Here is a 14,272-nt window from a genome sequence, read left to right on the forward strand (position 1 = left end):
TTTCGACTATCGAAGATTCTGAGTTTTGCGTGCCACCAAGATAAAGTTCTTCAACAAGTTCAGCGGCAATTCCATATCTACAATGAGTGATTTGCGATCGAACTCACCAACATCAATTCGATCCTTTTGCCCTTGAACATCCTTATAGAAATCAACGGCAATGCGGCTTCGAGTCATGATGAGCTGTGCCGACAAGTAGAATCTATTTCGTCGTTTGACGGGATAGTCCACCACTTGAAGGCGGCGAAAAAACTCTTCCTCAAGCGTTTCAAACTCCCGCTCCATAAAGTAAATGTCGCACGTTGACGTCATGAGCGTCTTAACCCCTTCGTGACTGTCTTTGTAGAGATCAACCGTATCGTTGAGAAGCTGCATGTGGCAACCCAAAGGATGAATCGCCTCAAATTCTCCTGCCACCGGTTCTTCTAAAATAATGGACCGATACAACGTGGTGTAATGCCCCCCTTTCTTGAAGCTGATTGCACGTATCTCATCCACGGAGAGTTCTGCATCCTCAAGTTGCTTTAAGCTCTCGTTTTGAGCCTCATGTGCAACCTTAAATTCACGAGCAAAAGTTGGACTCTTAGCAATGAGAACCTGGAGGTTTTCATAGAGGTATCGAATACAAATGCTCTCCGCTGTTGAGCCTGAAGTATCTTCAACAACGGACTCAAAACTTCGCCCCGTGCTGTCCATAGTGTCATCTGCGAGAGGAGTAAACGCCCCTAACCAAAGGGCATAGTTCTCTTCCTCCCTCGTCAGTTTTCTCCCGTGGAGCTGGTTGAACCACTCGCTGGTAACCGAAATGCCGATGATGTAATTACGAATCCTCTTCCGATGGTCGGTGGATAAGCTTTGGTCATGCTTCGCGAGCAAGTCATCTAATTCAGCCAAGATTCTGCGAGTCCGCCTTGGACCTCGAATCACAACTGCATAGAACATTCCCCAACAAGCGTGGAGCAAATCGAGGTACCGCATGTTACATATTCCTGCGGTACTGACCTCCTACCTCGAACATCGATTGTGTGAGTTCACCCAGCGAGCAGAACTTAGCCGCCTTCATGATGACCTCAAAGATGTTTTCGTTGTTGACAGCTGCCGACTGAATTTCGCGAAGGGATTCTGCCGCATTCTTTTCATTCGCTTTGTGAAGGCTTTCGAGCATCTCAATCTGATATTCTTTCTCATCCTTCGTCGCACGAATAACTTCCTTTGGCAATACCGTTGGTGAACCTTTGGAGCTCAGGAAGGTGTTCACGCCAATGATTGGGTAATCACCGTTGTGCTTCAAGGTCTCATAGTGAAGTGATTCTTCCTGGATTTTCCCGCGCTGGTACATGGTTTCCATCGCACCGAGAACACCACCACGCTCTGTAATTCGGTCGAACTCTGTCAACACTGCTTCCTCCACCAAATCTGTCAACTCTTCGATGATGAACGAGCCTTGAATCGGATTTTCGTTTTTCGCCAATCCCAACTCGCGGTTGATGATGAGCTGAATAGCCATGGCACGACGAACGCTCTCCTCTGTTGGAGTGGTAATTGCCTCGTCATATGCATTGGTATGAAGCGAGTTACAGTTATCGTAAATCGCGTACAACGCCTGTAGCGTAGTTCTAATATCGTTGAAGTCGATTTCCTGAGCGTGAAGCGATCTACCCGAAGTTTGGATGTGATACTTCAACATTTGTGCTCTAGGATCTGCACCGTACTTGTTCTTGAGCGCTTTGGCCCATACTCTTCTCGCAACGCGACCAATAACCGCGTATTCTGGATCTACTCCATTACTGAAGAAGAAGCTCAAGTTTGGTCCGAACTTGTTGATGTCCATTCCACGGCTCAAGTAGTACTCTACATACGTAAAGCCATTTGCCAAGGTAAAGGCTAACTGCGTAATAGGGTTTGCTCCAGCTTCTGCAATATGATATCCCGAAATTGAAACGGAATAGAAGTTTCTTACTCTGTTCTGAATGAAGTAACTCTGAACATCCCCCATCAATCTAAGGGCAAATTCCGTAGAGAAAATACATGTGTTCTGAGCCTGGTCTTCCTTGAGGATGTCCGCCTGAACTGTACCTCTAACCACTGAAATCGTCTCTGCCTTGATCTTGTTATAAACATCGGCCGGCAACACTTCATCACCAGTCACGCCCAAGAGCATCAAGCCGAGTCCGTCGTTACCTTCTGGAATGTCGCCGTTGTACTTCGGACGATCAATTCCTCGGTCGTCGTACTTGGCTTTCTTCACCTTTTCAACCTCAGCCTCTAGGCCATTCTCTTTGATATACTTCTCACATTGCTGATCTACAGCAGCATTGAGGAAGAAACCTAAGAGCATCGGCGCTGGACCATTGATAGTCATCGATACGGACGTCTTCGGATCGGCTAAATCAAACCCAGAGTAGAGTTTCTTGGCATCGTCTAAGCAGCAGATACTCACACCTGAGTTACCGATTTTGCCATAAATATCAGGGCGACGAGCCGGATCGTGTCCGTAAAGCGTTACTGAGTCGAAAGCCGTAGACAATCGCTTTGCTGGCATGTCCAAGCTCACGTAGTGGAAACGTTTGTTGGTACGCTCTGGACCGCCCTCTCCGGCGAACATACGCGTTGGATCTTCACCTTCTCTCTTGAACGGATAAATACCTGAAGTATAAGGGAATTCTCCTGGGACATTCTCTTGGAGTACCCAGCGCAAGATGTCTCCCCAGCCTTTGTACTTCGGAGTTACCACCTTAGGAATCTGCGAATGCGAAAGCGACTCTGAATGCGTCTTCACATTGATTTCCTTATCGCGAACTTTAAACGTGTACACGTCGGCCTTGTAGCGCTCGCGCTTTGTATCCCAACCTTGAATAACTTCCCAATTGTGTGGGTCAAGATCGAGTTTAGTCTTTTCCATTTGCTCAGTTAAACCTTTGAGCAATCGGTCTTTATCTTCTAAATCTGATTCGCCAATGGTTTCCAAGCTGCGCTGAAGTCCGTAGAGCTTATCTGCAACCTCAACCTGCTTGTTTACCCAGTCGTCATAGCTTCTGTTATTCTCAGAAATCTCACTTAGATAGCGCGTTCTATTTGGCGGAATCACATACACCTTCTCGCTCATCTCCTTGCTCATGGTGAACTCAGTTTTGAGCGATTCAGCGCCTGTCTTCTCTACAATCGTATCCATAATGGTGCGGTAGAGCTGGTTCATTCCAGGATCGTTGAACTGGGAAGCGATTGTGCCGAATACCGGCATATCATCAGCCTTTTTATCCCACAAATTGTGGTTGCGCTGATACTGTTTCTTCACATCGCGAAGGGCATCGAGTGCACCGCGCTTATCAAATTTGTTCAATGAAATAAGGTCGGCAAAATCGAGCATGTCGATTTTCTCGAGCTGTGTAGCCGCACCGTATTCTGGAGTCATCACATAGAGTGAAACATCGCTGTGGTCGAGGATTTCGGTATCACTCTGACCAATACCAGAAGTTTCAAGAATGATGAGGTCAAACTTCGCAGCCTTCATCACCTGCACTGCTTCAGCTACGTGCTTGGAGAGCGCAAGGTTACTCTGACGAGTAGCCAAAGAGCGCATGTACACACGCTCGTGGTTGATGGCATTCATTCGGATGCGGTCACCCAACAATGCGCCACCCGTCTTGCGTTTACTCGGGTCTACAGAAATAACCGCAATGTTCTTGTCCTCGAAATCGAGCACGAAACGACGAACGAGTTCATCCACCAAAGAAGACTTACCTGCTCCACCCGTACCGGTGATGCCCAGAACGGGAATATCAGTCTTGGCTGCTCTTTCGTGAATTTCATCAAAGGCAGATTTACTTTCCTCTGGGAAGTTCTCTGCCGCGCTAATCAAGCGGGCAAGTGCGAGTGGCTCTTTGCTTTCGATACGGTCGAGCTCGTTCTCGAGCTTCTCACCAATGGCGTAATCCGACTTCTCAATGAGGTCGTTAATCATCCCTTGAAGGCCCATTGAGCGACCATCGTCTGGGTGATAAATTCGCGTAATTCCGTACTGATGAAGTTCGTCAATTTCTTCTGGAAGAATAGTTCCTCCACCCCCACCGAAAATGCGGATATGTCCAGCTCCCTTCTCTTGGAGCAGATCGTACATATACTTGAAGTATTCGGTATGACCACCTTGGTAAGAAGTCATCGCAATGGCGTTGGCATCTTCCTGAATAGCGGTATTTACAACCTCTTCAACACTGCGGTCGTGACCAAGGTGAATTACCTCACAGCCAGATGACTGCATGATACGTCGCATGATATTGATAGCCGCATCGTGACCGTCGAACAACGAGGCTGCGGTGACGATACGAACTTTATGTTTTGGCTTGTAGGGCTTAATTGATTCCATCTGTCGGATTTTCTGTAGCTGCGCAAAGATAGGGCTTCGGCAGGCGAGTAAAAAACGGAACAACTTCTACTCAGTTCAGAACATCTCAGATTTTTCTAACTTACCGAAATGGAACTGTTTGAAGTCAATCAGAATCCAACAACCCTAACTCATCATCACTATGGAAATCAACTGGATAGCGGTTATTGTCGCCGCACTTTCAACCTTCGTTCTGGGATTCATTTGGTATAACCCCAAGGTATTTGGAACCATGTGGCAGAAGGCTGCGGGCTTGTCCGACGAGCAAATGAAGGATATGTCGGGAATGGGCAAAATCTTCGGTGTGAGCTTCATTCTAGCACTAGCCATGGCTATTATGACAACCTATTTCGTTCATGGTACAGACGATATCGCGGTAGCGGCTCGCATGGGCTTGTATCTCGGACTGGGAATTATTCTCCCCGCAATGGGAACCACCGCGATGTACGAGCGACGAGGCTTTGCCTACATCTTCGTAAATGGCGCCTATTGGATAATCGGCATTATTATTATCTCAATGATTCTGGCAGCTTTTAACTAAGGCTGAACAACAGTAATGGGGCCGGCAGTGAGGGTATTACTCTTGTTGCCGGCTCTGTCTTTTACCCAAATGGAATAGGTCACTTCCTCTTGCGTGGATCCATTGGTGATCACCGTGTTGGGGAGAATCAAAATTAGCTTGCCCTTAATAGGCACATCGCTCCCCGATGGTGCGAGTTCCGATATTCTGTACAGATACGTGAGGTCAATCCGCTCATCTCGCAAAAAGAAGTTCTTCGCATCTGGTGCATTTTCTCCCAAGTCTCCGTCGCCATCTTCGTAGGAGATTTCTATGTAGATGCTGTCTTGCAATTCAACAACCGTACTCGGACCAATCTTCACTAAATCAATCGTTGGCGATTCTTCGAACGCAACATCCTCTCCGCAGCCCCAAACAACCGCTAGTATCAGTATGGACAACAGTTTTCTCATTGCACAACAAAGGATGAAATGATTCTGAAATAGAACGGCGATTGATCATTTGGAAATTCCACCACCGGATTCTCCGGATCCTTCACGTAGTACCTAAACCACACGGTATCACCTGGAGTAAATTCATTGGTATTGAAGGTCAAGCCATGCGCAATCCCCGCGAAGGGCTGAGCCTGCTTCACGATAGCATTCGAAAAGTCATATTCATCACCGGAAAACTTCCCTTCGCGCACAAGTAGATTTTGGATCGAAGTAGAGTCATCTTCCACCAACACATACATGGTAACAGCTTCATTGTTGGGCAGAATCAAAGGTGAAATCTGTCCGTTCATGCGGGCAGTATCAATTCGTTGACTTTGAGAATTGAATAAGGCAAAACCCGTGACCGTAGGAGGCTGGTTCGGAAAAACTGCGACATTGCCATCCGCATCCTTCGCCCCATCATTAATCCAATCACGCACCCAACTCAACTCTGTTTCCGTAAGCGGCTGCGCATAAAGAGGCATTCGGCCTATAACATCATCCGTCGTTATCAAACGCTCATATAACCAAGAAGCACCATGGTCATTCGGCACAACACGATACGTGTACGCTTCATCATTTGTATTCTTGATTACAGGATGATACACCAGCGTCTGATAGGTCGATTCAACCGTTCGAAAATCGGGTTCAAAAGAACCGTCATGACAAGTAGGGTTGGCACATTTAACCGCGAAGATGTTCTTATGTAATCCTTGAATGGTTCGAGGATCCGGCTCTCCTGGAGGCGTTTCTGTGTCATCGTTGTTCGAGAAAGGATTCTCGGTAGGGTCCTCAACAGTCGTACACATCACAAAAGTGAAGAGCGCTCCAAAAATGACGGTATATCGCATCAACTTCATCATACAAATGCCTCTTGAAGCACACGCCCCGGAAGTATTCCATTGGTTTCTGGAAGGAACCCTAGTGCGTCTGCGATAGTTGGAACGATATCAATGCTCTGTCCTGTTACTTGATTGACCACGTTGCCGGTATTCACAACACCTGATGGGCCGAGCATTAAGCAGAAGATTTCCCTGCTCACGGCATCATCCGTGGTATGGTCGAGTGCCGGTCTGCCGTTTGCATCGAGAATGGTGTTCGGATTGGCGTTTCGTCCAATTTCTGGTGCGACGATAAGTAGTGTATCATTCGCCAATCCCGGCGTATTCTGTATGGTATCCCATAGGTGGGCAACGGCCCAGTCGGCTCTGCGTAGGTTGTTGCAGTATTCCGTAAAGTTGGTGTGGGCTACATCCACTCCGAACATGTTCACAACGAGGAGCTCTGGCTTGAACTCTTCCAACACTTGTTCGGCGTAGAAGATATTTCGCATGTCGCCATTCATTCCACTCGGAATGTTCCATGGATTGTTGTGCTGGCCACCTTGGGCCTCTTGAACCATGCGATTTATGAATGCTTGAATTTGATCTCTCCCCTCTTTCGAATTCTCCAAACCTGCTGCTGCGCTGAATGGAACGTCAAACTGCGCATTGGTAAAGTGACGAAGTCGGTCGAGCTCCTCGGCCACATCTGGGTCAATGGCATAGCTGTTCCCCAATGCGTTCAAGCCACTGTTCGAGAAGAGCTGGTTGGGCGATATTTGATTCGCGCCGTATTGTGGACCATAACTCGGGTGTGAGCTGTAGTTCAACAATGGGTACAGGTTGTTGGTGTGCGACACCCACCACGCATTCGTTGCTGAGGCTGCTGGGTTGCTGTGTTTTCTGTAAAGCTCAAATACCGTTGGCCATTCGGGCGCAGCTCTTAGATTGAGTGCGGTATTTGTATGCTGACCTGTAATTGCCGTGGTGTGACCGTTGTAATGACCGGTTGGTCCATCTGAAAATCTGAACTCACGGAACAACGTACCCATGGTTTGCATGGGAGCTGATAACGGTGAACTTGGTAGAGCCGACATGCTGCTGGCGATGTCGTTCGTAATGGCCTCATTTCCTGAAAGGATGTTTGGCATCAGGTTACCTTCTGCCTTTTGAACACTCTCCCAGTTTCGGACGCCACCTGCGAACAAACAGAATACCACGTGGTTCACTTTTCTGGCACCTGTTGCTGCAAACAGTCTACCCGAGGGTAGAATGTATGGAGCGGCCAACATTCCAACGCTACCGAGTGCAGTCTTCTTTAAAAAGTTCCTTCTTTCCATGCTCAGTAGTATTTGTATTCATCGGCTGTAAGCAGAACAAAGGCCAGGTGCAAAACACCTAAATCCGGGTTGTCGCTCAACCAATTTTGATAATACCATACCTCCATCTCGCCCGGTGTGCGCGAATAGTATCTTTCATACAGGGACGTTATCACGCCAGCCGGATCCGTCTGCAACTCGGTGTCGGTAGGCAATTGCGCCGAAGCGTCGTTTAAAAAACGCCATGTCAAGCGATCGATAATCACCTGCTTATCTCCAAATGAATTGTAGGTATCGGCGAGGTCTTGAAGTTCAGACTGTGAAATTGCGCGTCCGAACACATCGCTGAACATGATGCTCAAAAGCTGCAAATCTGACTTCAATTGCGATTTATCCGCGCCTCCTGAAGTGACCCCTACTGGATTTACCTCATATTGATTCACCTCAACTTCCTTGCAGGAAATCAGGACGAAAATTGACAGTAGGGAAACGACTAGCACTCTCATAGGAAGAAGTATTCATCGGTTGACAATATGCGCATTTGCATCTCCTCAAAGTCGTAATCAGCACTGAACCTAGCTCGCTCTGTGGTAACTTCGTATGACGTCGGTTCACGGAACAAATAATTCAGGTAGACGTATCTAATTTGACCTTCCACGTACCCGTCTGAGTTGTAAAATATCTCGAGGAAATCTTGCTTGCCTTCGCCTCCTTGAAGAAAGAGTACATCGCGAAATCCCTCTACCATTCTTTTCGAAGATTCTAGCTCAAATTGAGTGGGATAGCGGTACAGGAAATGATCGAAAACAGAAACTACAAAGTTCTCTGCGCCCATATTAATGTCGTCGTAAATGGCATTATCAACCGCGTAGCGATGCGCATCACGAGTGGAGTACACTCCTGCAAATAGACTGTCTGGCACGTATTGGATTCGCTGGAGTCGATCTATTTCAGCTTGATAAATGAACTGTTGCTCTGGAGGGGCTCCCTGCATTAAGATTTGAAGAGAAAATATAAGGTTGCTTATCTCTGTGGTGTCTACACTCTCGAGGAGCTCGGATCGGATATCGTCCCAACGCTTGACGGCTACAGAGCGGTTAGACATGATACTTGAAAGCCATGTGAACCTCTGCGCGCTATCCCGAGGGTTTTCATCGATGATGGTTCGTGCCGCGCTGTGCTCCGCTGTATCAGGCTTTCTACCTAGTAGGGTAATGTATACGCGCTCAATGTATCGATCGCGTTGTTGAAACGAAACGGTAGGATCTTCGGGAGGATTATTTCCACCGACTACATTCACAACCTCCTGCTCACAAGAGAGCAAGACGAGCGACGTCAAGGCCGTAAAAAACAATACTTTAAAACTCCTCTTCATCTAGCGCATGTTGAAAACGAAAGGTACAAAAAGGGTCCTTTCATTCTGTCAGACACATCCTACTAGAACAATTCTAGCAGTTGAGGCATAGAGTGGATTTCTGCTGAGATTTTATCTGCGTGACTCTGGCCTTCTGGATTGAAGAACACCTGATGCATTCCAACGCGTCGCGCTCCTCGAATATCCGCTTCCAAATTATCGCCAATCATAACCGATCTGTTGCGTTTTGCATTGGCACTATCCAGAGCGTGAAGGAAAATCTTCGGGTCGGGCTTATTCACTCCTACCATCTCAGATGAGATTACGGATTTAAAGAAAGGTTTAAGGCCAGACTTCGACATTTTTATATCCTGCACCTCCGAAAACCCATTCGTAATGATGTGCATCTCGTACTTTTCCTGAAGTTGTCCCAATACCTCTAAAGTGCCAGGGAATAGTCGGGTCTTGTGTGGAGAGCGCTTGATGTACTCTACCTCCATGTGTTGCGACATTTCCGGATGCTCCACCTCAAAGCGTTTGAGTGTTGAGCTAAAGCGCGTCTTTCTCAGCGTCTCCTTATCGATAGTACCGGCCCGATAAGCGGCCCACTTTTCGTCGTTCACCTCTTCATAGGTTTCAATGAAAGCTTCCACGTCGCGAACGCCATGTTCTTGTAGACGCAATTCATGGAAGAGCTCCGAAAGCGTTTCGCGGCTATTTAACTTGAAATCCCAAAGGGTGTGGTCTAGATCGAAAAACAGGTGTGAGATGTCGTGCATTTCACAAAGGTCGGATTATGGATTCTGAGTTGGAAAGAATTCATTCGGAAATCCCAAAAGATAAACTTGACTCTTCGATCGTGTAAAGGCAGTGTAGAGCCATCGCAAGTATTCCAAATCAATGGTTCCATCCGGCGTCCAAGGATGCTCGATAAACACGTGGTTCCATTGTCCACCTTGCGCCTTGTGCCCCGTTACCGCATAGCTGAACTTTACCTGTAATGCATTCAAGAAGGGGTCGTTCTTCACTTGCTCCATTCTTTTTGATTTCGACGGGATGTCGCTGTAATCTGCTTGCACGCCTTCGTACAGCTGATTACTCATTTCTCGATCGAGGGAAGGTCCCTCCAGATCGAGTACATCTAGCATCAACTTCGACTCAAAAGGTTCTTCATCGGGATAATCGGGAAGCCTGAGCGTAACATCAACAAAGGTGAAGCCATGTATGCTCATTTCGTTTCTGATTTGAAGGACCTCCACCACATCACCATTGGCTAGAAATCCCGCCTTGTGAGAATTGGGCAACCAGAAATAATTGTTCTTGACAATCATCAGGTAATCACCGGTTGCGACTCTATCCTCCCGCCAATGCACGCGCGATCGTATCTGTCGATTGTACAAATTTGCCCGCTTATTCGAACGCGTTACCACTACCACTTCATCCACTCCTTCATCATTCGCTTTGTTGAGAGCTTCTTCAATCATATATCCGTCATACAAGCGATGTACATCCGCATTCTCTTGGAGTAGCACTTTGGGATTGTGCTCCTTCTGCAATTCTCTCAGATAGGTAGCGTTGCGAAGCACGCCCGATTCTTCCGACTGACGCATGACCTGCCTGAGTTCTGTGAAGTAAACATCTCTTCCATATCCAGCGAGAACGGTCGGATTGAGGGCAGGAGATGTGTCGTAATGAACGGGCGGAAGCTGCGCCGTATCGCCAATAAACATGAGCTTGTTTCCCTTCCCCATGCTCACAAATCGAAGCAAGTCTTCCAGCAATGAGCCACCCGTCATTCGTGCATCGAGGGTGCTATCGGATATCATTGAGGCTTCATCGACCACAAACAAGGTGTTCGAGGCGCGATTGGGCCGAATGGTAAAGGCCATTCCACCTCCTGGTAAACGCTGCGGAATGTAGATGGCTTTGTGAATAGTGAAGGCTCTCGTTTGGGCGTAATGCGCCATCACCTTGGCCGCTCTACCTGTTGGGGCGAGCAGTACAACTTGAATATCCAATGAAGGAAGCGTTTTTACGAAAGACCGGATGAGGGAAGTCTTCCCCGTACCGGCATACCCCTGAAGAATCATGGCGGTATCGGTCCGGTTGTCGGACAAAAACTCGGCAACTTTACCCAACGCAACGTTCTGATCCTGCGTTGGTGTAAATGGAAAGTTGCTGCTGAGCTGAGCTCTTATTTCATCGGAAGTTATAGCCATATCGGAATAGTGGCAATTTAACGGTCAGAACACAGCTTTTACAACTTTCAGCGTTGAAAAAAAATCGTAGTTTTGTCTGCGTTCATAACCCACTCTTATCTGAGAATATGAAGAATGTCATTTATGCTATTCGTGCCGCTTTGTTGGTATTAGCTGGCTTCCTAGCCTACAAGACGTACCGTGTTGTAATGGAACCGATTGAATTTGAGAGAATTGAGAAGCGTCGCTTTGCCGATGTAATCACAAGCCTCGAAGACATCCGCGAAGCTCAAAAACTTTACAAGCAAGAGAATGGTCAGTATACTGGTGACCTCGACGTACTCATTGGTTACGTTGACACGGGTATGGTTGACATCCGCACAAGAAAGGATTCTTCATTCATGCGTTACAACGAAGTGTACCGTACAGATATGAATGTGGACACCGTAATCTACCGCACAATCGGTACTGAAAGCGTAAAAGAGCGCCTATTTACATCAGAATACAACGCCGAAGCGCGCATGCGATACATACCTTACTCTGATAATGTGGAGTTTGAAATGGACGCATCTGTAATCGACAGAAATGGGGTTGAAGTTCCTGTTTTCGAAGTGAAAGCTGGGTACGACAAAATCTACCACGATTTAATCGCTAAAGGCCAGTACGCTTACTTCATCGATGAAAATGCTGAATTGATCATCGGATCACTTACAGAACCAACTTTGAGTGGTAACTGGAAGTAAGAGTATTTCCACGCGCGCCGAGTTTATCGACGACGCCATAGAACAATTATCCGCCGTTGAAGGCGTGTTGTCCATCTTCCATACGGAGGGTGGACTTTCTTTTTCATTGGCCCATGCCTCCTCCGGCAGGGTTATGCTCTTAGTGGACTATGAACTGGACAATCGTCCCGAATCTGGACTAGAACTACTCAACCAGTTCAACGAGACGTTCAAGTCGTACCAACTAGGCTGGGATGTGGAGCGCTTCACTTGGATTCCTCAAGAGCTCTTCCTCGAGTCTGAAACCACTCAACTCGGCTCCAAGCTACTTGGGATCAACAATGCGATTGCAACACCTGTCCCCGAATTGGAAGCCGTACTCATCCATTCTCCCATTCCTCCCGTACTAGAGAGAATCGCCGAAGCACTCGAAGCACCCATCCTACTTCCAAAGCCAGCTTCGGATGCATTGTCGCTGGGAAGGCATTGGAAAACCAGACCAGGAGAACACGTTTACTTACACCTCGAAAAGGAGTACGTAGATATCTTGGCCTTTTCTAATGGCAAGCTTCAGCTTCACAATAGATTCGTGGCGAAAACCAAAGAAGATAAACTCTACTTTGTACTATACGCCTACGAGCAATTGAAATTTCATCCCGACGAAGTTCCGTTGAAACTCACGGGAGGGATATTAGAAAACGACGACTTGTGGAAGAGCTTTGACAAGTACGTTCGCAACGTAGAATGGCTTGAGAACCTGAACCAGATTCACAGTACCGCAGCCATTCCACAATCACAACTGCGTCAATACGCGCCACTCATTCACCTGCACTCATGCGTATAATTAGCGGCAAACATCGCGGCAAACATATCACTGCACCCACCAAACTTCCAGTTCGCCCAACCACCGATTTCGGCAAGGAGAGCCTGTTCAATATCCTCATGAACTGGTACAACCTCTCTGAAGTTACTGTTCTAGACCTATTCGCTGGCACGGGTAACCTCAGCTACGAATTCGGTTCACGCGATGCGGAGAAAATTACCGCGGTAGATATACACAACGGTTGTGTGCGCTTCATCGAAAAGACGGCAGCTGAATTGGGATATGATCAGTTGAAAGTACTCAAGGGTGATGCCCTGAAGTTTGCGCAAAGAACACTCGATAAGTATGATATTATTGTGGCCGATCCTCCGTATGATTGGGACGGTCATGACGCGCTCATTGAAGCGGTGTTATCAAAGGGCTTGCTAAAAGAGCACGGGGTATTCGTATTGGAGCATGGCGAAAACCTAGATTTTAGCGAACATCCCGATTTATTGGACAAACGCAAATACGGCAGCGTGCACTTTGCCATTTTCGGCGAAGAAGACTAAGCGTTTTCGGCAAGCCAATCCACTAGCTTGGCAATAGCTCTGCCTCGGTGGCTTCTTTCATTCTTTTCTTTCGAAGACATCTCGGCAAAACTACGCGTCTCGTCTTCTGGCGTAAAAATCGGGTCATACCCAAAGCCTTCTTCTCCAATCGGATTTTCAAGGATTGATCCGCGTACCACACCATCAAACGTGTGCATCTTATCTTGCCAGAATAGGCAAATTGCTGTTCTAAACTGAGCGCCACGATTCGGATTCCCGGAAAGTTCGTGAAGCACCTTCATCATGTTTGCCGTAGCATCCTTCGCGGCACCAGCATATCTGGCTGAGTAAACTCCTGGAGCTCCGTCTAAAGCGTCAATCTCCAAGCCTGTATCATCCGCAAAGCAATTCATGTTGTACTTGCGGTAAATGAATTCAGCCTTTTGTCGGGCATTCCCATCTAGTGATATTGCTGTCTCTTCAAGCTCCTCCTCGTGACCAATATCCGTAAGCGATACGAGTTCAATCCCTTCGGGCATGAGCTCTTGGACTTCCTTGAGTTTGTTCTGATTCTGGGTAGCAAATACTAGTTTCATATTCAATATTGATATCTACTTATACCAACGCGGAGAAGCACGTTCGGTTCAAAATTACCATTCACCGGTCGAATAATACCACTCACCGACATTCATAATAGGAATGATAGCCGGTCGCCGCACTTTTGGAGTGTTCATTACAGAAACCCAAAGATGCCAATCATGAAAAAGTTCTTAACCGCAACACTAATCGCCCTAGCCTCTTCATTCTCTTTTGCACATGCACAGGCTCCAGTTGGCGCACCAAACAATCCAACCGCTCCAAAGTCAGTTCAAATGATTCAGTGGGACATTGAATATGTCGAGCACCTTGTGATGTTTGAATATATCAACCCCCTGAACGCAGAGCTCCACCTCAAAATCTATGGACCACAAGGTTACCTCGTACACGTTGAGGACCTCAGCGATGCCGATAGAAGCAAGCTCGGTTTTGATTTGGAGGGCATGGCAGACGGAGAATACGAAGTGGTATTGGAGAGCGGCGAATACGTTCTTGCCATAGAAAAGGTAACCCTCTACTGATAAACGTATATTG

The 14,272-nt window shown here is 47.2% G+C and carries 15 protein-coding genes; 5 read left to right on the forward strand and 10 right to left on the reverse strand.

What is annotated here, in order from left to right:
* Window positions 1–6: 6 nt before the first annotated feature.
* Together F8C67_RS10745 and F8C67_RS10750 are read right to left on the reverse strand one after the other, a co-directional pair.
* Window positions 7–978: a class 1 isoprenoid biosynthesis enzyme gene (locus tag F8C67_RS10745; RefSeq protein ID WP_151667853.1), complete on the reverse strand. Its 972-nt coding sequence runs from the start codon at window positions 976–978 to the stop codon at window positions 7–9.
* 1 nt (window position 979) lies between these two features.
* Window positions 980–4,363, reverse strand: a complete 3,384-nt coding sequence (locus tag F8C67_RS10750) for a methylmalonyl-CoA mutase family protein (RefSeq protein ID WP_151667854.1) — start codon at window positions 4,361–4,363, stop codon at window positions 980–982.
* A 160-nt stretch (window positions 4,364–4,523) separates the two neighbouring features.
* On the opposite strand from F8C67_RS10750, the gene F8C67_RS10755 reads away from it, so the two are divergent.
* Window positions 4,524–4,922 carry a DUF1761 domain-containing protein gene (locus tag F8C67_RS10755; protein ID WP_151667855.1) on the forward strand — a complete coding sequence of 133 codons (399 nt, stop codon included), beginning with the start codon at window positions 4,524–4,526 and terminating at the stop codon, window positions 4,920–4,922.
* Here the strand turns inward: F8C67_RS10755 and F8C67_RS10760 are convergent.
* The 7 genes from F8C67_RS10760 to F8C67_RS10790 form a co-directional block, all read right to left on the reverse strand.
* Window positions 4,919–5,353 (reverse strand): hypothetical protein, encoded by a 435-nt coding sequence (locus F8C67_RS10760; protein WP_151667856.1) that lies wholly within the window; start codon window positions 5,351–5,353, stop codon window positions 4,919–4,921. The genes F8C67_RS10755 and F8C67_RS10760 overlap by 4 nt on opposite strands.
* On the reverse strand, window positions 5,350–6,237 hold the full coding sequence (locus tag F8C67_RS10765; protein ID WP_151667857.1) for a hypothetical protein: 888 nt from the start codon (window positions 6,235–6,237) through the stop codon (window positions 5,350–5,352). Before F8C67_RS10765 ends, F8C67_RS10760 begins: the two co-directional genes overlap by 4 nt.
* Window positions 6,234–7,535 (reverse strand): alkaline phosphatase family protein, encoded by a 1,302-nt coding sequence (locus F8C67_RS10770; protein WP_151667858.1) that lies wholly within the window; start codon window positions 7,533–7,535, stop codon window positions 6,234–6,236. Before F8C67_RS10770 ends, F8C67_RS10765 begins: the two co-directional genes overlap by 4 nt.
* A 2-nt stretch (window positions 7,536–7,537) precedes the next feature.
* Window positions 7,538–8,020 carry a hypothetical protein gene (locus tag F8C67_RS10775; protein WP_151667859.1) on the reverse strand — a complete coding sequence of 161 codons (483 nt, stop codon included), beginning with the start codon at window positions 8,018–8,020 and terminating at the stop codon, window positions 7,538–7,540.
* A complete protein-coding gene (locus F8C67_RS10780) occupies window positions 8,017–8,889 on the reverse strand; it encodes a hypothetical protein (RefSeq protein WP_151667860.1) in 873 nt (290 codons plus the stop codon). The genes F8C67_RS10775 and F8C67_RS10780 overlap by 4 nt, the downstream gene beginning before the upstream one ends.
* 62 nt (window positions 8,890–8,951) lie before the next feature.
* Window positions 8,952–9,647 carry a YjjG family noncanonical pyrimidine nucleotidase gene (locus F8C67_RS10785; RefSeq protein WP_151667861.1) on the reverse strand — a complete coding sequence of 232 codons (696 nt, stop codon included), beginning with the start codon at window positions 9,645–9,647 and terminating at the stop codon, window positions 8,952–8,954.
* 15 nt (window positions 9,648–9,662) lie between these two features.
* Window positions 9,663–11,087 carry an ATP-dependent DNA helicase gene (locus tag F8C67_RS10790; RefSeq protein ID WP_151667862.1) on the reverse strand — a complete coding sequence of 475 codons (1,425 nt, stop codon included), beginning with the start codon at window positions 11,085–11,087 and terminating at the stop codon, window positions 9,663–9,665.
* 107 nt (window positions 11,088–11,194) lie between these two features.
* On the opposite strand from F8C67_RS10790, the gene F8C67_RS10795 reads away from it, so the two are divergent.
* The 3 genes from F8C67_RS10795 to F8C67_RS10805 are packed head-to-tail and all read left to right on the forward strand — an operon-like array spanning window position 11,195 to window position 13,162.
* Window positions 11,195–11,809 (forward strand): hypothetical protein, encoded by a 615-nt coding sequence (locus tag F8C67_RS10795; RefSeq protein ID WP_151667863.1) that lies wholly within the window; start codon window positions 11,195–11,197, stop codon window positions 11,807–11,809.
* Window positions 11,793–12,632 (forward strand): DUF3822 family protein, encoded by an 840-nt coding sequence (locus F8C67_RS10800; protein ID WP_151667864.1) that lies wholly within the window; start codon window positions 11,793–11,795, stop codon window positions 12,630–12,632. Before F8C67_RS10795 ends, F8C67_RS10800 begins: the two co-directional genes overlap by 17 nt.
* Window positions 12,623–13,162: an RsmD family RNA methyltransferase gene (locus tag F8C67_RS10805; RefSeq protein ID WP_151667865.1), complete on the forward strand. Its 540-nt coding sequence runs from the start codon at window positions 12,623–12,625 to the stop codon at window positions 13,160–13,162. Before F8C67_RS10800 ends, F8C67_RS10805 begins: the two co-directional genes overlap by 10 nt.
* On the opposite strand, the gene F8C67_RS10810 is transcribed toward F8C67_RS10805, so the two are convergent.
* Window positions 13,159–13,737, reverse strand: a complete 579-nt coding sequence (locus F8C67_RS10810) for a non-canonical purine NTP diphosphatase (protein WP_151667866.1) — start codon at window positions 13,735–13,737, stop codon at window positions 13,159–13,161. The two genes, F8C67_RS10805 and F8C67_RS10810, sit on opposite strands and share 4 nt — an antisense overlap.
* A gap of 162 nt (window positions 13,738–13,899) precedes the next feature.
* On the opposite strand from F8C67_RS10810, the gene F8C67_RS10815 reads away from it, so the two are divergent.
* The gene (locus tag F8C67_RS10815) at window positions 13,900–14,259 is read left to right on the forward strand and encodes a hypothetical protein (RefSeq protein ID WP_151667867.1); all 360 of its coding nucleotides are present in this window, start codon (window positions 13,900–13,902) and stop codon (window positions 14,257–14,259) included.
* Window positions 14,260–14,272: the final 13 nt, after the last annotated feature.

Origin of the sequence: Phaeocystidibacter luteus (genome assembly GCF_008933115.1) — a bacterium.
Classification (GTDB): Bacteria; Bacteroidota; Bacteroidia; order Flavobacteriales; family Schleiferiaceae; genus Phaeocystidibacter; species Phaeocystidibacter luteus.